Origin of the sequence: Pedobacter sp. AK017 (assembly GCF_014200825.1) — a bacterium.
Taxonomy (GTDB): domain Bacteria; phylum Bacteroidota; class Bacteroidia; order Sphingobacteriales; family Sphingobacteriaceae; genus Pedobacter; species Pedobacter heparinus.
On sequence record NZ_JACHCW010000008.1, the window covers coordinates 89,298 to 109,703 of the forward strand.

The 20,406-nt window shown below is 42.0% G+C and carries 20 protein-coding genes; 8 read left to right on the top strand and 12 right to left on the bottom strand.

Annotated features, from left to right (window positions below; translation table 11 throughout):
* Window positions 1-12: 12 nt before the first annotated feature.
* Together HDC92_RS12875 and HDC92_RS12880 are read right to left on the bottom strand one after the other, a co-directional pair.
* Window positions 13-762, bottom strand: a complete 750-nt coding sequence (locus tag HDC92_RS12875) for a phosphatase PAP2 family protein (protein ID WP_183875046.1) — start codon at window positions 760-762, stop codon at window positions 13-15.
* Window positions 763-824: 62 nt separating this feature from the next.
* The gene (locus HDC92_RS12880; protein WP_183875048.1) at window positions 825-1,637 is read right to left on the bottom strand and encodes an SDR family NAD(P)-dependent oxidoreductase; all 813 of its coding nucleotides are present in this window, start codon (window positions 1,635-1,637) and stop codon (window positions 825-827) included.
* Between the two features lie 244 nt (window positions 1,638-1,881).
* Here HDC92_RS12880 and HDC92_RS12885 point away from each other — a divergent pair, with 244 nt between their 5' ends.
* Window positions 1,882-2,757, top strand: a complete 876-nt coding sequence (locus HDC92_RS12885; protein WP_183875050.1) for a glycerophosphodiester phosphodiesterase — start codon at window positions 1,882-1,884, stop codon at window positions 2,755-2,757.
* Here HDC92_RS12885 and HDC92_RS12890 read toward each other — a convergent pair.
* From HDC92_RS12890 to hutH, 3 genes are read right to left on the bottom strand one after another with little or no spacing between them, the layout of a single operon-like run.
* Window positions 2,741-3,634, bottom strand: coding sequence for a cation diffusion facilitator family transporter (locus HDC92_RS12890; protein ID WP_183875052.1), 894 nt, complete (start codon window positions 3,632-3,634; stop codon window positions 2,741-2,743). The two genes, HDC92_RS12885 and HDC92_RS12890, sit on opposite strands and share 17 nt — an antisense overlap.
* Window positions 3,635-3,679: 45 nt before the next feature.
* Window positions 3,680-5,680 carry a urocanate hydratase gene (locus HDC92_RS12895; RefSeq protein WP_183875054.1) on the bottom strand — a complete coding sequence of 667 codons (2,001 nt, stop codon included), beginning with the start codon at window positions 5,678-5,680 and terminating at the stop codon, window positions 3,680-3,682.
* A gap of 2 nt (window positions 5,681-5,682) precedes the next feature.
* On the bottom strand, window positions 5,683-7,260 hold the full coding sequence (gene hutH, locus HDC92_RS12900) for a histidine ammonia-lyase (RefSeq protein ID WP_255484524.1): 1,578 nt from the start codon (window positions 7,258-7,260) through the stop codon (window positions 5,683-5,685).
* A gap of 76 nt (window positions 7,261-7,336) precedes the next feature.
* On the opposite strand from hutH, the gene HDC92_RS12905 reads away from it, so the two are divergent.
* Window positions 7,337-8,260, top strand: a complete 924-nt coding sequence (locus tag HDC92_RS12905; RefSeq protein WP_183875058.1) for a LysR substrate-binding domain-containing protein — start codon at window positions 7,337-7,339, stop codon at window positions 8,258-8,260.
* Here the strand turns inward: HDC92_RS12905 and HDC92_RS12910 are convergent.
* Complete coding sequence (locus tag HDC92_RS12910) at window positions 8,244-9,482, bottom strand: sensor histidine kinase (RefSeq protein ID WP_183875060.1); 1,239 nt, start codon at window positions 9,480-9,482, stop codon at window positions 8,244-8,246. The genes HDC92_RS12905 and HDC92_RS12910 overlap by 17 nt on opposite strands.
* On the bottom strand, window positions 9,482-10,156 hold the full coding sequence (locus HDC92_RS12915; RefSeq protein WP_183875062.1) for a response regulator transcription factor: 675 nt from the start codon (window positions 10,154-10,156) through the stop codon (window positions 9,482-9,484). The genes HDC92_RS12910 and HDC92_RS12915 overlap by 1 nt, the downstream gene beginning before the upstream one ends.
* A 144-nt stretch (window positions 10,157-10,300) precedes the next feature.
* Here HDC92_RS12915 and HDC92_RS12920 point away from each other — a divergent pair, with 144 nt between their 5' ends.
* The 4 genes from HDC92_RS12920 to HDC92_RS12935 all read left to right on the top strand — a co-directional run bounded on the left by HDC92_RS12920 (window position 10,301) and on the right by HDC92_RS12935 (window position 16,327).
* On the top strand, window positions 10,301-11,395 hold the full coding sequence (locus HDC92_RS12920) for a DUF4856 domain-containing protein (protein WP_183875064.1): 1,095 nt from the start codon (window positions 10,301-10,303) through the stop codon (window positions 11,393-11,395).
* Between the two features lie 204 nt (window positions 11,396-11,599).
* A complete protein-coding gene (locus HDC92_RS12925; protein WP_183875066.1) occupies window positions 11,600-12,589 on the top strand; it encodes an imelysin family protein in 990 nt (329 codons plus the stop codon).
* Window positions 12,576-13,934: an HTTM domain-containing protein gene (locus HDC92_RS12930; protein ID WP_183875068.1), complete on the top strand. Its 1,359-nt coding sequence runs from the start codon at window positions 12,576-12,578 to the stop codon at window positions 13,932-13,934. Before HDC92_RS12925 ends, HDC92_RS12930 begins: the two co-directional genes overlap by 14 nt.
* Entirely contained in the window at window positions 13,931-16,327 is a 2,397-nt protein-coding gene (locus tag HDC92_RS12935) for a TonB-dependent receptor (RefSeq protein WP_183875070.1), read from the top strand. Before HDC92_RS12930 ends, HDC92_RS12935 begins: the two co-directional genes overlap by 4 nt.
* Before the next feature lie 19 nt (window positions 16,328-16,346).
* Here the strand turns inward: HDC92_RS12935 and HDC92_RS12940 are convergent, their stop codons facing one another.
* From HDC92_RS12940 to HDC92_RS12955, 4 genes are all read right to left on the bottom strand, one after another.
* Window positions 16,347-16,799 (bottom strand): carboxymuconolactone decarboxylase family protein, encoded by a 453-nt coding sequence (locus tag HDC92_RS12940; protein ID WP_183875072.1) that lies wholly within the window; start codon window positions 16,797-16,799, stop codon window positions 16,347-16,349.
* A gap of 62 nt (window positions 16,800-16,861) precedes the next feature.
* Window positions 16,862-17,707, bottom strand: coding sequence for a sigma-70 family RNA polymerase sigma factor (locus HDC92_RS12945; RefSeq protein WP_183875074.1), 846 nt, complete (start codon window positions 17,705-17,707; stop codon window positions 16,862-16,864).
* 8 nt (window positions 17,708-17,715) lie between these two features.
* Window positions 17,716-18,285 carry a TlpA family protein disulfide reductase gene (locus HDC92_RS12950; RefSeq protein ID WP_183875076.1) on the bottom strand — a complete coding sequence of 190 codons (570 nt, stop codon included), beginning with the start codon at window positions 18,283-18,285 and terminating at the stop codon, window positions 17,716-17,718.
* Between the two features lie 41 nt (window positions 18,286-18,326).
* Window positions 18,327-18,782: a hypothetical protein gene (locus HDC92_RS12955; RefSeq protein ID WP_183875078.1), complete on the bottom strand. Its 456-nt coding sequence runs from the start codon at window positions 18,780-18,782 to the stop codon at window positions 18,327-18,329.
* A gap of 141 nt (window positions 18,783-18,923) precedes the next feature.
* On the opposite strand from HDC92_RS12955, the gene HDC92_RS12960 reads away from it, so the two are divergent.
* The gene (locus tag HDC92_RS12960) at window positions 18,924-19,172 is read left to right on the top strand and encodes a hypothetical protein (RefSeq protein WP_183875080.1); all 249 of its coding nucleotides are present in this window, start codon (window positions 18,924-18,926) and stop codon (window positions 19,170-19,172) included.
* Between the two features lie 31 nt (window positions 19,173-19,203).
* A complete protein-coding gene (locus tag HDC92_RS12965) occupies window positions 19,204-19,917 on the top strand; it encodes an SRPBCC family protein (protein ID WP_183875082.1) in 714 nt (237 codons plus the stop codon).
* On the opposite strand, the gene HDC92_RS12970 is transcribed toward HDC92_RS12965, so the two are convergent.
* Window positions 19,914-20,393, bottom strand: coding sequence for a hypothetical protein (locus tag HDC92_RS12970; RefSeq protein WP_012781480.1), 480 nt, complete (start codon window positions 20,391-20,393; stop codon window positions 19,914-19,916). The genes HDC92_RS12965 and HDC92_RS12970 overlap by 4 nt on opposite strands.
* Between the last annotated feature and the right edge of the window lie 13 nt (window positions 20,394-20,406).

Consider the following 20,406-nt stretch of genomic DNA (forward strand, 5'->3'; position numbering starts at 1 on the left):
TGCCACAGCAGCCTAAAACCGGCTGGCAAATGAAAAACCTGGCGCTTTGCCCTGATAGGTTGGTACAAGTGAAAAATTGGCTGATCTGTTGCCACTGATTAATTTTTTCAGTGCAGGGTATACCAGGTAGCTCAGTTTGGTTGACACGATACCAAAGCCCGCACCCGCCACTACATCGCTTACCCAATGCCTGTTGTTGTACAACCGGAAAATGCCGGTTGTACCAGCTACAGCATAGCCGGCATAACCGATCCAGGGAGAAACATCTTTATACTCCTGTTTCAGAAATTCGGCTGCAGCAAATGAAGTTGCCGTATGGCCCGAAGGAAAAGAATCGTTAGTGCTTCCATCGGGACGCAGGCGTCCTGTAGCAGATTTCACCATAAGCGTTGAAGCTTTCATCAATCCAAAAGAAATGGCATAAATGCCTGTTGCATCTACCAGGTTATGTTTGCCCTTTACTCCTGATAAATTTAAGGCATAAACAGCCGCAGCCGGTGCATATTGCATAAAATCATCTGCATGAACAGAGAACAGCGGATGATCTTCCTGAAGTTCGTTCCTTGTTGTTACATCCAGGTCATGAACAAAATTATGGCCGCCGCCCATTGCCCCATAGCCTAAAAAAATGGCCGGAATGATAAAAGGGGCAATTTTAAAGCTCGTTTTTTTAGCTGTTGTATCAATAGGGGCAGCTTGCCGGGCAAGGGTTAATAAAGGAAAACACAGGCCCAGTAACAGGAGACATTTCAATCTAATCATCTTCAAAAAAATCAGCTTCAAAGCTAATATACAATTTTGAAGAAAATTTGTAGTGTCAATAACTATTTAAAAACAAAAGGTACCCTTGCTGCTTTATAATTTAATGCATTTGTGGTGCCAGCAGTTACATCAATGGTAACCCCTGTTATTTTTCCCGACAAATCTGAAGTCAGAAATACAGCTACATTAGCGATGTCCTTCATCATGGGCAGCTTTTTAAGCATGGTGTCATCTTCCAGCTTTTTGATAAAGGCAGCAACCTCAGCTCCCCCATTGGCGAGTGCTTCCGTAAATGGTCTTGAATCCGGTGATCCGGCCGACCTGATGTTCACTACCCGCACCCCGTGTGGCCCAAGTTCCGTAGCCAGGTCTCTGGAAAAACCTTCAAGCGCACAGCAGGCTGGACCAAAGCCCCCAACCAGTGGATAAGCTGTTCCTCCAGGTGTTGCTGTAAGAGAAAGGATTACCCCCGATCCCTGTTTCATCATCACCCTGGCCGCAGCTGTTGTGGTTAAAAAGTGAGTTTCCATAGCGATATTGATGGGACGTGTAAAATCATCCAGTGACATTTCTACCAGGGGAATATCCTGGGTATCCTGGGTATTGATCAGGTTAAAAGAGAGATCAACACTCCCCGCTTCACGGACTACGCTATGGATATGCTCATTGATCGCTGTTGGGTCCAGGGCATTTACTTCGGCTATTTCAGCCTGCCCGCCAAGAGCCTCAATCTCCTTTGCTACCTTTTGAAGAGAAGCCAGCCGGTGCCCGGTAAGAAACACCCTCGCTCCTGCGGCAGCCAGTGCAAGGGAAACAGCTCCCCCTATTGATCCGCCTGCACCATAGATTACTGCATTTTTATTATGAAGTGTCATCTGTTACGCTTTATATGTATTACAAATTTAAGGGCAAAGCCCATCGCGTATGCGGTCTCAACATGACAAATAAGAGGGGTATTCGCGACAAATACATGGCACAAAAATCTTGTCACCTCACAAACGAAGCATAATGCAAGTAGAATTTAATATAATTTTAAACAAAAAATAACAAAATACAATATTTTTTAACAACAAAAAAAGCTAGTATTGCAGCAGATTTCACACACACAATGTTATCACTATGTTAAAAAAGAAACTTTTAATTTCCTTTACTTTTTGTCTTTTCCTATACTGTGCATATGGACAATCCAAACCAGAATGGCATGCCCACAGGGGTTTTAGAGGATTGATGGCAGAAAGCACAATCCCTGCCATGAAGAATGCCCTGGATCTTAAAGCTGATGTACTGGAATTCGACATCACCTTTACCAAAGATAAACAGGCAGTAGTGTCTCATGATCCTAAACTCGACTATCTCATTACCCTCGACAAAGACGGAAAAGAAATTCCTAAAGCAGCTAATCTGGCCATCTATCAGATGGAATATAAAGTACTTAAAACTTACGACATTGGTTCTAAACAGCACAAGGATTTTCCCGGGCAAAAGAATTTTAAAGCACACATGCCTTTATTGAAAGAACTATTGGATTCGGTTGAACACTATGCGACATTGAAGGGCTATCAAAAACCTGTTTACAATATAGAAACCAAAACATCCAAAGCCAGGGATGGCATTTACCAGCCAGCGCCCGAAGAATTTGTAAAACGGCTAATGAAAGTCATTTATAAAGCTAAAGTGCAGGATAGGGTAATTATCCAGTCTTTCGATCCAAGAACACTTGAAATTGTAAGAAGGGATTACCCGAAAGTTGCTGTAATGCTCATTACCGTTAAAGGCAGCTTGTCAGATAATATGAAAAAACTGAGCTTCCTTCCGGATTATTATGCACCGTCACCTAACCTGATCAATAAAGAAGTGGTAGATTTCTGTAAGCAACAAGGAATAAAACTGTTGTGCGGAAATACGAACAATAAAAAAGATATCGAAAAAGTACTGGCATTGGGCGTAACCAGGGTTTGCAGTGATTATCCGTACCAGCTTATTCCGGCTGAATAAGCACAAACCGGACCAGTTGAAACTCTTTTTTTATGTTTTCGCGAATGCGTTCTATGGCCCCTGTAATCTCCTCTGTATCCAGATGATCTTCAAAATCTATGATGAGCATTAATACAACTTCCTCGGGTGACTGGTAAGTGGAAAGTATATTTTTAACTTTCAGCACTGCTGCATCTTTTTCTGCAAGTTCTGCAATCTTCTGTCTGGTTTCCGGAGCTATCCCTTCTCCCATGAGCAAACTTCTGCTTTCCCTGGCCAGGATAAAAGAAACAAAAACCAGCAATAAGCCCACAATGACCGATGCCAGTCCATCCAGTTCCGGAATTTGCAAGGCATGGCTTAGGCCCATCAGTATCATCACAATGATTAAACCTGCCACTGCTGCCCCATCTTCAAAAACAACCAGAAAACTGGAAGGGTCCTTGCTTTTAATAATGGCGTCCCACCACCCTGCCCCGTTGCGGGTCTTGTTAAACGCTTTAACTGCGATGAACAAAGATGTACCTTCAAAAATAAGGGAGAGGACCAATACCACATAGTTCCAGATTGGATCTTTCATCAGCTCCGGTTCCCTGATGTGTACAATTCCCTGAAAAATTGACAAAGCGCCCCCCAAACCGAATATCAGGATGGAAACCACAAAGGACCAGAAATAAAGTTCCTTTCCATAACCGAAAGGATGATATTGATCTGCTGGTTTTCTGCTCCTTTTTAACCCATACAAAAGCAGCAGCTGATTGGTGGTATCCACTGTCGAATGTATACCTTCAGAAATCATAGATGAACTGTTGGTAAATGCCCCCGCAATAAACTTTGTTATTGCAATCAGCAAATTAGCAGCAAGTGCACTATAAATTGATTTTTGGTTGTTGGCCATCTTATTATAATGCTATCAACAGAGGTGCAGGGAAATTGTTTTGAGTTAAACCAGTGCATCCAGCAGGTTATCGTCAACCAGGTTTGGCAGGGTAATATTTAAATCCGGCGTCCTGCCCATTTCCCTTTCAATCGCAAACCTGGCTTCTTTGTTCCGGGCCCAGCTTCGTCTTGCTATGCCATTGTTTACATCAAAAAAGAGCATACTTTTCAGTTTTTCAGCAGCTGTAGCGGTACCATCCAGTACCATTCCAAAGCCTCCGTTAATCACTTCACCCCAGCCTACACCACCACCATTATGGACCGACACCCAGGTAGCGCCCCTGAAACTATCACCAATAACGTTCTGAATAGCCATATCGGCCGTAAAACGACTGCCATCGTAAATGTTACTCGTTTCCCTGAAAGGAGAATCTGTGCCGCTCACGTCGTGATGATCACGGCCCAGAACAATGGGTGCTTTTAACCTGCCTTCCTGAACAGCGGTATTAAACGCCGCTGCTATTTTGGCCCTGCCTTCAGCATCTGCGTACAAAATCCTGGCCTGGGAACCCACCACCAGCTTATTGGCCCCGGCTTCCCTGATCCAGGTTATATTGTCCTGCAGCTGCTGCTGTATTTCAACAGGGGCTTCTGCCCTGATCTCCTGCAAAACCTCCATGGCAATCACGTCCGTTGTTACCAGATCCTCAGGGTCACCCGAAGTACACACCCATCTGAAGGGGCCAAAACCATAATCAAAACACATCGGCCCCAAAATATCTTCTACATATGAAGGATATTTAAAATCTACGCCATCAGCAGCCATTACATCCGCTCCAGCCCTGCTGCATTCCAGCAGGAAGGCATTCCCATAGTCAAAGAAATATGTACCCTTATTTACATGCCGGTTCACGGCTGCAGCATGCCTGATCAATGAAGCCTCTACCTTTTCTTTAAAAAGAGCAGGCGCTTCGGCCATCATCTGGTTCGCTTCCGCATAAGTAAGCCCTGCAGGATAGTAGCCGCCAGACCAGGGGTTATGGAGCGAAGTCTGGTCGGATCCGATCTCTACCAGAACACCTGCGGCATCAAAACCTTCCCAAACATCTACCACATTTCCAATATAAGCCAGCGATACTGTTTCTTTTATTTCCTTTGCTGCTTTTACCCTTTGCAATAAAGCATCTAAATTGAAAATGAGCTCATCTACCCAGCCTTGCTGATGCCTTTTTCTTGCCGCTTCAGGATTAATTTCAGCACATACGGTAATACAACCTGTGATATTTCCTGCTTTAGGTTGTGCGCCGCTCATGCCCCCTAAACCTGCGGTAAGAAAAACCCGGCCTGCCGGGCTTTCTGACATCCCCAGTTTTCTCCTGAAAGCATTCATCAGTGTAATTGTAGTGCCATGCACAATCCCCTGAGGACCAATATACATATATGAACCGGCAGTCATCTGCCCATATTGGGTTACCCCTAAGGCATTGTATTTTTCCAGGTCATCAGCCGAAGAATAATTCGGGATCATCATGCCATTTGTGACCACTACACGTGGTGCTGCCGGCGAAGAAGGAAACAAGCCCTGCGGGTGCCCGCTATAGATATTTAAGGTTTGGCCATCTGTCATTCCGGCCAGGTATTGCATTGTGATCAGGTATTGTGCCCAGTTTTGAAAAACACTGCCATTTCCACCATAAGTGATCAGTTCATGCGGATGCTGGGCGATTGCCGGATCAAGATTATTTTGGATCATCAGCTGTATACAGGCAGCATGCAAACTTTGAAAAGGATACTCCTGTACTGGCCGGGCATACATCTCATAATCCGGCCTGAAACGGTACATATAAATGCGTCCGTAGGTTTCCAGTTCTGCTAAAAACTCAGTGGCCAGTTCAGCATGCCAGCCTTCCGGGAAATAACGCAGCGCATTGCGTAAAGCAAGTTTTTTTTCTTCCTTCGTTAAAATGGCCTTTCTTTTAGGCGCGTGGTTTACCTGCGTATCATAAACCTTTTTTTTAGGCAGTGCCCTTGGTATCCCCTGTAAGATCTGTGCTTTAAAGTCCATAGCTAAAATGTTTCAAATTGTGTTTGAAATGCAGTACTGTAAATCAGCTGTTCTTTAACCGCAGTAGCTTCGGCCAGCTTTACGATCGTTCCTGATTGTACCAGATCAATGGTTGTCTGCATCATTTCATACATCACCTGGTCCTGCTCCAGGTGAACAACTTTTGAACGTACAAAATCATGTATGGCGCTGATGAGCTTTCCCGATTTTAGTGGCGCATGATAATCCATGGCCTGTGCAGCACAAAAAAGCTCTATACCCAATATTTTTTCTACATTTTCTATTACCTGTAGTGCCTTACGCCCACTAATAGAACCCATACTTACATGGTCTTCCTGCCCCAATGAGGTAGGAATACTATCGGCACTTGCTGGAAAACAAAGGCCTTTATTTTCACTTGCCAAAGCAGCCGAAGTATATTGCAAGATCATAAACCCTGAATTTAGTCCCGTTTCCCGCATCAAAAGCCTGGGCACAGCCGCTGTATTCCCTTCCAGCGAAAGATAGATCCGGCGATCTGAGATGTTGCCCATCTCGGAAGCTGCCAAACAAGCATAATCCAGTGGCATAGCTATAGGCTGCCCATGAAAATTTCCACCGCTTATGGTCAGCTCTTCGCTAAAAATAACCGGATTATCTGTTACCGAATTGATCTCTGTCTCCAGTATTTCCTTTAAATGTAACCATGCGTTCCTTGAAGCACCATGCACCTGAGGGATACAGCGCAACGAATACGGATCCTGTACTTTTGCACAATCTCTATGCGCATTTACAATTTCGGAACCAGTCAGCAAATTGCGGATATTGGCTGCAACATGCTGGTTGCCTTTATATGGCCGCAGCAGGTGCAGCTGTTCATCAAAAGGTCTTGCAGAGCCCATTAACCCTTCCAGCATCATTGCTGCAACAATATCTGCTGTAGCCAGCACATTATGAAAACGGGAAACCACTTTTACTGCATGGACAGCAATAAATTGTGTACCATTGATTAAGGCCAGCCCTTCTTTTGCGGCCAGTACAATGGGTTCTAGCCCCTGTTCTTTCAACAGCTTTTCTGTTGAAATGATCTTCCCTTTATAATGTACTTTTCCGAGGCCAATTAAAGGAAGAAAAAGATGGGATAAAGGCGCCAGATCGCCGGAAGCACCTACAGAACCCTGTGTAGGTACCACAGGTATCACCCCGGATTCCAGATGCCAGATGATCCGATCCAGCGTATTTTCCTGTATACCCGAATAACCCATAGCCAGGGCATGCAATTTAAGCACCAGCATCAATCTCGAGAGTTCTTCATCTATGGGTTCACCAATGCCTACAGCATGGCTCTTTAAAATATTTTCCTGCAATTTACGGGTATCTTCGGCAGAGATCATGGTGGTACACAGCGGACCAAAGCCTGTATTGATGCCGTAAACAGCTTTGTCGGCCAAAGCAATTGCGCCCACTATCCTGCTGCTTTCCTGTACCTTCATGCGGGTATCCGGATTTAATACACCTCTTATCGTACCCCTGCTGATCTCCAGGGCCTTACTGGCCGTCAGGAAGTCTGATCCGTAATTAAAAACCTGTTTAGCACTCATTTTTACCATCTTTTACACAGAGATAAACCCTATCTTTGATTCGTATAAATACCATTTACATCATTAAACAATAACCATGGGTTATCAGATAGAACTCAGACACTTGAAATATTTCCAGGTACTGGCCGAAGAACTGAAGTTCAGAAAGGCCGCAGAGCGACTGTTTATCTCCCAGCCCGGTCTTAGCCGTCAGATCATGCAGATGGAAGAAATATTCAATGTTGCCCTGTTTGACCGCAGCAAGAAAAAAGTAGAACTTACTGCAGCCGGCTTATATTTAAAAGATGAGGTAGATTTTCTTTTCAACCACCTCGAAACCGTCAAACGTCAGCTGGATAACATTGGACAGGGCAGGGAAACTGAACTCCGGATAGGCTTTTTGGGTTCGGCAGCACAAAAGATTGTCCCGGAACTGGTACTCGGTTTAAATAAGGAATATCCCGGCATACAGACCATTTTAGACGAAATGCCGAATAAAATGCAAATCGAGCTGTTGGAAAAGGATAAATTAGACCTGGGTTTCGTTCGGCTGCACCGTCTTCCTGAGGGGATTTCCCGGCACCTGGTTCAGCAAGAGACCTTCTCTTTGGTACTTCCAAAGCAACATCCCGTAAATGAGCTTAATTTTAAGGGGATAGCTGAGTTCGGTAATGAGCCTTTTATATTTTTTTCCAGTGAGGACAGTCCTTTTTACCATGACCTGATTACCAGTATCTGTGAAGACCATGGCTTTCGCCCCAAAGTTTTTCACCGGTCTGTAAATGCCTTAACCATATTCAAACTGGTAGAAGAAGGAATGGGACTTGCCATTGTACCCACTTCCCTGCAATACGGGTACAACCTGAACGTCAGGTTCATTGAACTTAAAAACATCCCCCAAAGAACAGAGCTATACGTGGCCTGGAAAGCATCAAACCGGAACCCGGCATTAAAAAATGTAATTGAATTGCTGCGCAAATCCATTCCAGAATTATTGGTTACAGCTAAAACTGCACCTTGAAAACATGCATCCCATCCTGATAAGTATACCCAATCTGCCAGTCATTTAATACACATATTTGCTTTACGATGGAAAGACCCAGGCCATTCCCCTTATAACCGGGTGCCCCCTTGCCGAATCTTGAAAACAATTTCGATTCGGGAAATGCCAGAACTGCGCCTTCATTCAAAAAAGTAAATTCTTTATCATTTAATACTATGCCTATTTTTGCACCTGATGCCGTGTGCGACAAAAGATTGGAAAGCAGGTTAGTAATCAGTACTTCCATTAAAAACAGATTGGCAAATACCTGTTTATCCTTAAGTTGAAATTTAACAGAAAGATTTTTATGCTGAAAAAGGTCTTCCATCATTTCATAACTGTTCTTCAGCAATTCATCCAGTTGCAAGCTTTGCTTATCCGCAAAACTATTATTTTCCAGCTTGGCCAGCAGCAACAAACCTTTATTCACTTTACTCAAACGCGTAACTGCCAGTTTTGCATCATTCAACGGCTTAACCAAGTTCGCGTCAAGCGCAATCTGGCTCATACTTTCCAGCCGGGCCTTTAAAATGCTCAATGGGGTTTGTATTTCATGCGATGCATTTTCGGTAAATTCTTTTAGTGCTGTATACTCTCTTTTTCCCCTTGCCGCAAGGTCGGTAAGCACCATATTCATTTCCTTAAATTCGGTTACATTGGTACGGATAAGCTGCAATTCTTCCTTTGAACTTACAGAATAACCTTTCATACGTTTTAAATTGATCAGAAATGGTCTCCAGATCTGCCGGCTGATAAAATAGTTGAAAAGTATTCCGATTAAAACCAGGGTTACCGCAATGGAAATGAAAATAATAGCAATGGTTTTAGAATAATTTTCCCAGCCTATGTAAGTAGTCATCACCCTGATCCGATAAGGCATTCTCCCTATCCTTTTGCTTTCCTCAAAATAATAGTACCCCTCATTTACTTTCTGCACATGATCATAGATCAGTGTATCTTTGAACATTTTAGGCATCTGCATCAGCTTTTCGTTATCTTTTCTGATTGTAACCAAAGGAAAATCAATCTGCTTCCCCCGGCCCAGTTCTTCTGCAACCATATCTAACTGAAGTTCCAGTTGTTCTTCTATCTCACGGGAGATTTCATTTCTGAGAAAAATGAACAGCAGGATCCCGGCAAGCCCCAACACGACAGCGCTGAGCAGAAAATGGTACAGGCTTATTTTAGTTACCAGCCGCATCAGCAGGTAAATTTATAACCAATCCCATAAACCGTTTTGATATAGTGTTTGCCCGATAGCCGGGTTAATTTTTTTCGCAGATTGGTGAGGTGCATATAAAGCGTATCGAAATTTACGTGCTGATCGAAATGATCGCCCCACAGATGCTCGGAAATGGACGCTTTGCTCAATACACGGTTTTTGTTTACCACAAAGTAAACCAGCATTTCAAATTCTTTTTTAGTTAATGATACCGGCTCACCAAGATAAAAGAACAGTTTAGCGAGGGGTTCAATGGTAAAATCATCAAAAAGGATCTCGACTGTACCCCTGAGGGTTTTGCGGCGGTAAAGGGCATTGATCCTGGCACTCAGTTCTTCCAGAAAAAAAGGTTTGGTCAGGTAATCATCGGCCCCCAGATCAAGTCCCTCCAGCTTATCCGACAGGGAATTCCGGGCCGACAGGATCACGATGCCCGTTTCGGCGTCCCGTTGCCTGATGTCGGCAATCAAGTCCATACCTGTGCCATCCGGTAAGGTAATGTCAAGCACCACCACATCATAACGGCTGTTTAATATTTTGTCTTCGGCCTGCGAAAAAGTCACTGCCTGGTCGCAGGAAAAGCCATGTGACCTGAAGTACTGCTCCATTTCTTCAACCAGCACAGGTTCATCTTCTACCAATAATAACTTCATACTGCCGACCTCTTTTTTATGCTTTGATACTTTTTTTCATTCTTTAGAACTTCTTTAGAATCTCCTTACATCTTTGCTGCAAGATTAGTACTTATTTAGACTTAATACAAACAATATTATAAAAATAACATAATCCAATAAGAAATGAAAAATAAATACTTCAAAAGTTCTATGTTCATTGCACTGGCGGTAGTAGGTCTTGCGTCTTGTAAGAAAGACAAAAATGATGATATCCCTCCTTATGATGTTCCGACAACTTATAACTTCAGTGATGCCAATTATGCAAGCTCTACAAGCAGGGTTAGAATGTGGCTGGAACAAAATACTTATGCAGGAACCGGTAATACCGGTGCTGCGGCTTTAACCGCTGCAAAGGCAAACGATTTTTGGAACAACACCAACAATCCTTTTACAGATGCTACGCTGAACACTTCCGGCGTAAATATAGCCGGAAAAATTACCGATGGTCCTACCTACAAAGCCTATTTTGATGGATTGGTTACCGTTAGCCAGTCTTTAGGAGCTATTGCTGCCAGTAATGGAACTGCAGGTTTCGTTAATCGTACAGCAACTGGTAAAATAGCTGTTGATGCAAAAGGTGTAGAATATACTCAGGCTATTGCAAAAGGCTTAATGGGAAGTTTATTGTTTAAGCAAGCTGTTGATTTGTTAACTGCTGTAAAAACAGATGCTACCATAGCGCTACAAAAACAACATTTTGATGAAGCATTCGGTTATTTGGGAGTTCCTGTAAATTACGATCCTACTATTACTTATGCCAATACACTTCCGGCAGCCGAAAGACCTTTGGCCTGGGGTGGATATTTGGCCGAACGTGGTAAAGGTATTAAAGCTGGTGAAGTAATTTTTAATGCCTTTTTAAAAGGAAGAGCTGCTATTGGTGCCAAAGATGTTAAAGTACGTGACGAGCAGATCCAGATTATTTTAGAGAAATGGGAGCAATTAGCTGCTGCTGCTGCATTAGAATATGTTACCTCTCCTACTACCGGAGATCTTGGTTTAGGTGCCTTACCAGGTGTTAAGTTACACGCCTTATCTGAAGGTTGGGGCTTCATCGCTGCTTTTAAATACAGACCCGCAAGCAGTAAACTTACGGCAGCGAATTTCACAAAGCTGAATGATATCATCAACACCAGCTTTTATACATTGTTAAACGAGCCTGGCTATCCAAAACTGGTTGAAGCTCAGGGGATATTAAAAGCAACATACGGCCTTTAATATTCAGCTAAAATATATTGATATTAAAACTCTCTGTACCATAAAGTACGGAGAGTTTTTGAGTTTAAAAAAAATATGATGGGTAAAATAAATAAACCGGGAATCGCTGTTCTATCAATGTTATTGATACTCTTTTACATTTCGTGCTCTAAAAAAAGTAACCCTGCTGATGATAAAACAACAAATGGTTTTGATAAAACAACAATGTTAACCAATTATGCCGATAAATTAATTATTCCGGCATACGAGCAGGCACAGCAAAAATTAACAGGGTTACAAACTTCCGTAAATACTTTTCTGGCTACACCGAACCTAACCAATCAGGCTGCGTTAAAAATTGTTTTTAAGGATACTTATTTACAGATCGAGCGTATTTCTGTACTGGAATTTGGTCCTTCCCGGGATAATTCTTTGGTAGGTTTTATCAATACCCTACCTGCCAACACAATGAAAAAAATTGGTGAAAAAACTGATCTGGCTATAATGGAAGAGAATATTGCCAGCGGTAATTGGAATTTGGTGCAAAACTCGGCCGTACACCAACAAGGTTTCCCGGCTTTAGACTACTTATTTTTCGCTAATGATGCCCTTGCAAAATTTACAGATGCCAATAGTGCCAACCGTAAAAAATATGTACAAGATGTATTAAACAGGATAAAATCTCTTTTAGATCAAACTTTGTCAACCTGGAAAAATACTTACCGTGGCCAGTTTATAGCAAACACACAAAGCAACTCTGGCAGTCCGATTAGTTACCTGCTAAACCAGTTTGCTTACGAAATGGATATGCTTAAAGGTCCACGCATCGGATGGCCTTTTGGCACCCAATCTGGGGGTATTCAATTTCCCGAACTTTGCGAAGCTTATTATTCCGGTCTATCTCTTGATTTGGCCATTGAGAACATGAACAGCCTTAAAAATATGTTTACTGGTGGTAACAGTGGTAAAGGAATTGCTGATTTGCTGGCAGCGCTTGGCAATACATCGCTAAAAGACGAAATATTAAATCAGTTTAATGTGGTTGATTCAAAATTAAAAGCCATTCCGGCCCCCTTATCATCAGCATTAGCAAACAATAAGCCCGCTATTGAAGATGCAAACAAAGAAATACAGCTTTTATTGAGGCTTATTAAAACAGATGCGGTATCTAAATTAGGCGTACAGATTTCTTATGTAGATAATGACGGCGATTAACAAAGCCATAAAATGGATAAAATCACCCACATCTATTGCTCCTCTGGTTACTTTCAGGGTGCTGTTTGGTATCTTGATGTTGTTAAGTACCATTCGTTTCTGGATAAGGGGATGGATCACCACACAATATGTTGATCCGACATTTCATTTTACATTCATGGGCTTTGACTGGATCCATCCTTTGGGGAATGTTGGCATGCACCTGGTATTCTTTTCCATTGCAGTTTCATCTTTGTTCATTGCATTGGGCTTTTGTTACAGGTTCGCAATGGTTACATTCTTTCTGCTGTTTACCTATGTAGAGTTAATTGATGTTACCTATTATCTTAACCATTATTACTTTATAAGCGTAGTCGGTTTTTTAATGATCTGGCTTCCGGCAGGCCGTTTTTTTTCTCTTGATGTAAAATTTAATCCGGCCTTAAAGGTTACTGAGGTTCCAAGGTGGACTGTCGGGTCTATCCGCCTTCAACTTGGGTTGGTATATTTTTTTGCAGGATTGGCAAAGTTAAATTCAGACTGGTTACTGGCTGCCCAGCCTATGAAAATATGGCTGCCTACAAAGAGCCACCTTCCCTTAATTGGTTCATTGATGTATGAGGAATGGGTGGCTTATTTTTTTAGCTGGTTTGGAGCGGCTTACGATCTTTTTATTGTTTTCTTCTTATTGATCCGCCGTACCCGTTTTATCGGGTACCTGATGGTACTGATATTTCACATCGCTACTGCCATATTTTTTCCGGCTATCGGCATGTTCCCTTATATCATGATGGTTTGTACCCTGGTATTTTTTAGTGGGGATTTTCATTTAAAGCTGATCCGTTTTTTTAACCCTCTCTTTTCTGGTGTTGAGAATAGATCTGTTTTTTTCAAGCCGGTTTACCAAAATGAACGCTTATGGATCTTCGGCTTGTTTTTTCTTATTCAGATCGTTTTGCCTATGCGATACCTCGCTTATCCAGGCCCCTTGTTCTGGACTGAAGAGGGGTACCGGTTTTCCTGGCGGGTGATGTTGATGGAAAAGGTGGGGACAGCGATATTCTCCATTCGTGATAGTCAGACAGGAAATCGTTACGAAGTTAATAACTCAGAATTCCTGACCACGCAACAGGAAAAAATGATGAGTACCCAGCCCGATCTGATCCTGAAGTACGCACATTATCTTGCGGATGTTTATGTGCGGCGAGGAATCAAAAAACCCCAGGTTTATGGCGAAGTTTATGTAACGCTGAACGGCAGGAGGTCTGCCCCGTTTATTGACAGCAAGGTGAACCTTGCCGATCAACAACTTAGTTTTAAACATTACAAATGGATCTTGCCATTTAATATAAATCACGACTTATGAGAATAACCGGCATCTTGTTTTTTTGTCTTCTGCCTTTTTTTATCCGTGCACAGCAACTGGAAATATCCGGAAAAATTAAATTCCGTGAAACAGCAGCAGAAGGTGCAACCATAACTTTAACTACAGTAAATCAGCGTACAATAAGTGATGCGAATGGTGGCTTTAGTTTTAAAGGACTGCCATCCGGAAAATATCATGTCCGTGTATCCTTTACGGGAGCCAGGCGCTTTGATCAAACTGTTGAAATAAAAGATAAAAGCATTGATATTGTTGTAACGCTTGAGGAAGCACAAGCTGTGCAGTTGGATGAAGTTGATGTCACCAGGGTTAACGATCGGGTTGCCGATAAGCTGATGCAGGTAGAAGGAACTGCAATTTATGCCGGAAAAAAGACTGAGGTCATCAATTTAAAAAACATCAATGCCAACCTGGCTACCAATAATGCAAGGCAGGTATACGCCCGGATTGCCGGTCTGAATATCTGGGAGTATGATGGTGCTGGGCTACAATTGGGTATTGGTGGTCGTGGCCTGAACCCCAGCAGGGTATCAAACTTTAATATGAGGCAAAACGGATATGATATTAGTGCCGATGCTTTGGGCTATCCCGAAAGCTATTATACCCCACCAACCGAAGCTTTAGATAGAATAGAAATTGTACGGGGTGCCGCAAGCTTACAATACGGTACACAATTTGGCGGTATGATTAATTTTAAGATGAAAAAGGGTCCTACAGATAAGCAACTTGAGTTTACAAGCAGGCAAACCCTCGGCTCGTTTGGTTTTTTCAACTCTTTTAACAGCGTTGGCGGACAAGTAAAAAAACTAAATTATTATGCTTTTTATCAATATAAAAAGGGTGATAGCTGGCGACCAAACGGTCACTTTGACCAAAATACCGCTTATGCCCACCTAGATTATGCCTTTACCAACAAACTAAAGTTAACTGCCGAATATACCCATATGGACTACCTGGCACAACAACCAGGAGGCTTAACCGATGAACAGTTTGAAGCAGATCCTTCAGTATCTGTAAGGGCTAGAAACTGGTTTAAGGTAAAATGGAATTTATTTAACTTAAGCCTTGATTACCAGCTCGGCGAGCATACCAAACTCAATTGGATAAACTATCATTTAGCTGCTGGCAGGGAAGCCTTAGGGGTTTTAAGCTATATCAATCGCCCTGATCCGGGTGAAGGCACACCAAGGGATTTGATGGCTGATAAATATGACAATTACGGTTCAGAACTCAGGGTATTGCACCAATACAGTTTATTTAACAACCAGACCAGCAGTTTACTCATAGGTGCAAGAGCATATAAGGGGTTAACATTTAAAAAACAGGGCGATGCAGATAGGGGATTAGGACCTGATTTTAACTTTTTAAACAGTCAACCCAATAAGTCCGATTTCCGGTTTCCGGGTACAAATTTAGCCTTGTTTGCGGAGAACATTTTTCAGATAACCAGTAAATTGAGTATTACCCCCGGTGCCCGATTCGAGTATATTTATACCGGCGCTAAAGGAAATTACACACAATTTCAATTTGGTGTTCCCGATTTGACAAGAACAGACAACAAAAGCAACCCACGCTCATTTGTTCTCTTTGGCATAGGCACTTCTTATAAACCACACCCTACCATTGAACTTTATGCCAATATTTCCCAAAACTACAGGTCAATCAATTTTACCGATTTAAGGGTACAGAATCAAAATGCAAGGGTTGATTCTTTATTGAAAGATGAAAGAGGCTACACTGCTGATGGTGGTGTAAGAGGGAATTTAAAAGATTGGCTGTATTATGATTTAAGTGTATTTTATCTTAAATACAACGACAGGATTGGCTCAGTTTTTACCACCGATGCCAACAATATGATATACCGTTTAAGAACAAACGTAGCAGATAGCCGAAATATTGGTTTCGAAAGTTTGATAGAAGCTGATTTATTAAAGGCTTTTACTCAAGGTGCAAGTAAGTATAAACTGATGGCTTATACCAATTTTTCGTTAATAAATGCGCGGTATATCCATACAGATAATACAGCAATAAAAGATAAAGAAGTAGAATTTGTACCACCACTATTGTTTCGTACAGGGCTATCGTTCGGGAATAAAACATTTAATACCAGTTTACAATATGCTTACGTAGCACAACATTTTTCTGATGCTACCAATGCAGAAAGTACACCAACAGCGGTAGACGGTATTGTGCCTGCCTACCAAATTGTCGATTTTTCGGCCAGTTACAACTGGAAATGGTTTACCCTGTCGGGCAGCATCAATAACCTGATGAACGAAAAATACTTTACACGCAGGGCAGATGGGTATCCCGGGCCTGGAATACTACCTTCCGATCCGCGTACTTATTACATGACCTTACAATTTAAATTATAACCTGGCATGCAAAAACCGGTCATCTTGTCAATGTATAACTTCCTGCAACAATCCCTGTCGATTTAACAATTCTGTTCCAGGAATTCATTTGGGCAACGGCCACTGTAAAGTTCGCAATTTCTGATTTTGTATAGTATTTAAGCAATTCATGATGAGCATGGTCAATATCCGATCCTTCCTCCATGCGTGTTAGCAATTCTGCAAATTCAAGTACTGCACGTTCTTCAGGTGTATAATATGGCGCTTCTCTCCATGCCGATACAGAAATGAGGCGCTGAACGGTTTCCCCTGAATGCATGGCTTTTTTGGAATGCATATCCAGGCAATACGCACAGCCATTGATCTGCGAAATACGGATGTTCATCAATTCAAGCAGGTTGTGGTTAAGGCCACATTGATCAATATAATCCTGAACGCCTCTTAATGCCGCCATTAAACCTTGCGGAACTTCATTGTTTTTAATTCTTTCCATAATGATATTTTTTTATCCTTTACAGACAAAAAGACAACTTCAGATGTGACAGTTTGATGGAATTAATTTAAATTTTTCAGTTTATCCGGATTCCTGATGATAAACGTACGGATGATCTGCCCTGCTGTAAGGACAAAAGTAATACAGGTAACCAATTTGTCGCCCTGGTAGTAAAACAAAGCTGGTTCCTGGTTAACAAAGCCTTCAACTATAATAGAATCCTCATAAAATTTGGTATAAAGGCCCATTAACAGGGCGGCTACAGACTTTCTGCCATGCACCGGCTTAATGGCCGCCCTGGCTTTACCGCCACCATCCGATACCGATACAATATCCTCGTTCAGTAAATTCTCCAGGCACTGCATATCACCAGACTGCAGAACACTCAGGTACCTGCCTAAAAAAGATTGCGGCACCCGGTCAGGCTGCAGCAGCTTTGGGTTCCCAATGCTTTTTTTCGCTCTTGCAAGTAGCTGTCTGGAAAGATCGGGCTTAATATCCAGTACGTTTGCAATTTCAGCATGCTCATAATCAAAAGCCTCCTTTAAAATAAATACCGCCCGCTGTCTGGGGTTTAACTTTTCTAAAAGTACCATCAGCGAATAGGAAAGGATTTCTTTCCGGTTAATTCCGGCATCTGCTTTTTCTGTAGCCACCGGTTCAGGAAGCCACTCTCCGGGATAATCCAGTGCCTGCTTCTTTAGTTTTTTCTTTTGATTGATTGCATGGTTGATCACCATTCTGATGAGGTAAGCCCTGACATGCTCGATATTTTCCTGATCCAGAGCCAAAAACTTCAGCAATACATCCTGCACTACATCTTCTGCATCGGCTAAAGAGCCACAAATATGATAGGCATAAGTTTTTAGGGTTGGCCTTAATTGGCTGATAACTTCCGAAAAGGTCATACCAGCGCCTATTTTCCCTGGGCCTGTTGTTTCAGGTTCCGCTCAATCAGTGTCACCATTTCTGCAAATTCCTTTTCAGTATAACCCACAGACTGGTAAATAATTTTGCCGTCCTGATCAACAATAATGTTCCTTGGAATGGACTGTATTGCAAACTTTTTAAATATCCTGCGGTCTTTATCCGGAAGTATGGGGAAGGTAAAGCCTTTCTTTTGTTTATAGGGTACCAGGATGTCCCAGCCTTCTTCCCTGCCAAAAACAAAAAAAGCAAATTTAGGATTGTCTTTATATTTCTCCCATATCTGTTTTTGCACCAATGGCAGTTCTGTATTACATGGTGGGCACCAGGTAGCAAAAAGATTAATCAAGATCAACCTTCCTTTATAATCACTGATGTTTGCCATTTTACCTTTCTCCAGCTCAAAAGAGAATTCCGGAACCCGATCACCAATTTTTGTCAATGTGTCCTGGTCTTGCTGCGCTTTCAAAGCTATAGGAAATAAAAAAAGTATAACCGATACAAATTTCAAGGCTACGGGCACTACATACAGCAAAATAGATATAAAGCTAAGTTTCATTACAGGTAAATTACACTGCAAAGCTAGTAAAATCTAAAGTATTAAGCGTACTGGTGCACGCATAAACGTGCCTGAAACTCTAGCAACTGCTTTTTACGCTTAACCAGATCGGTTTCACGGGCTTTACTTACGTCATAACCTATGGCTTCAAATTGCTTTAAAGTGTGTTCCAGTTCATAAAAATCGCGGTACTTCATCTTCAGTTCATCCAAAACATGACGCTGGGCAGCAATAAAATGGAAGTATTTAAAAATATGCTGGTCACGCTCAACCAGCGCCGCATTTAAAGTATCATACTCATTTTTAAACTCTGGTTTGCCCCTTAACTCATTCAGTCTGTTAATGGTCTGCATGGCTTCATCATTAAACAGCTGATCAAGGTGATAGATGGGAATTACTACAGGATTCTGGTAAATATTTTCCAGCTTCTCGGTGAAAGGATCTCTGTAATTGAAATAACCCATATACACATCCGGATAGTTTTTATCATATGCCATAGAAATGATCAATTTTTGGTTGTCTGGTATTGTAAAGTAAAAAAATAAAACATAATTATCCTACAATCTGTTAGTATCTAAGTCAATTGTTAATATTTAACGCCTCATATATTCAGCGCAATATGTAGAATTTTTACCACAATGAAAAAACAAAAATTACAACAACAGGAATTTGAAATTCGGATTGAATTAAACGGCGCGTCAAAAACCATCAAAATAAGCCCAAATGAGACAACAGATGGGGTTGAGTTTTTTGATTGTAACATAAATGATATAAACATAACCCAAATCAGAAAAGAGAAAGATGGCGACTGGGAACAAATATGGGGAAAACTTGACCCACATACAGTAAATATGATCGGTGCTGCCATAACGGCCAAGATCGGCTAAGCATTAACTAAATCTAAATACCAAAAGTATAATGAGCATACATCAGACTAACCTAAAGCTGCGTTCGGGGAAATTTTCTATTGAAAAACATCATTACGAAAACATTGGTTTAAACGAGCGCATGGTTTCCATGTTTTTAGGCGGTATACTTGTCAGCCGAAACATTACACGCCCCTTCAGGGCTCCTTTCCTTTATGGCGCTTACCTGGCCTATCGTGCATTTACGGGGCGCTGTCTGATCTATGAGCGGCTTGGCATTGATGCGAGCAAGCCTCACGCGGTAAACATAAGGGGTGAATTTGTGATCGACCGCCCCCCACACGAGGTTTATACCTATTGGCGCAACCTTAAAAACCTCCCAGAGAGTATCAAACACCTGCTAAATGTTGAAATGGTTGATGAAAACCTTTCCCGCTGGAAATCGAATGTGATGGGAAATGTATTTGCGATCGACTGGGAAGCAGAGATCGTTAAAGACGAACCCGGCCGTCTGATCGGATGGCGGTCTGCACCAGGTACGATGATCCACCATGTAGGCAGGGTAGAATTCGGGGAAACAGCAGACCAGCTGGGCACGACCTTAAAAGTTGTACTCTCCTACCATCCACCTGCAGGCGGCATTGGTTTAGGCCTGGCCAAACTATTGAACCCTTATTTTGAAAGCCTCCTCAAAAAAGAGATCAAAAGTTTCAAACATGTTATTGAACGTGAACCTTATACGGTAAACGGGCATGCAAATTATTAAGCCGTACCTACTTTGGCAATTAGTGTAAGTAAAATGCTGATCACATTTATCGCCAGTATAACAATTGTAACAATACCCCAAAACTTAAAAACTGATTTCATCTTTTTCATGGCTACCGTAAAATTTTCCTGATCAGCATATAGTACAGCCGTATTCGCTGCATTTGAATATTTAAAAAGCAAATAGCTCGGATAAAACAACATCAGTGAGATGCATAGAAAATAAACAGTTAAAAACGCTGCACCAAGCTTTACCAACGGACTTGAAGGGGCCACTGCGGTCATTGTTTCCATCAGTCCGTTTGCACTCAGGGCCATAAGGGCCAGAAAAGCAGCAAACACCAACCCTACAATAGAAAGAAACCTGGTCCATTTCGCCGTTTCATAAATATAGCTCCTGATCTCTTCGGTTACCAGTAAAGTTTCCTGTTCCTGACCTGCTTCTTCTACCGGCTCTGCATCTTCAAAATTATCCATAATTGCGCTTTAA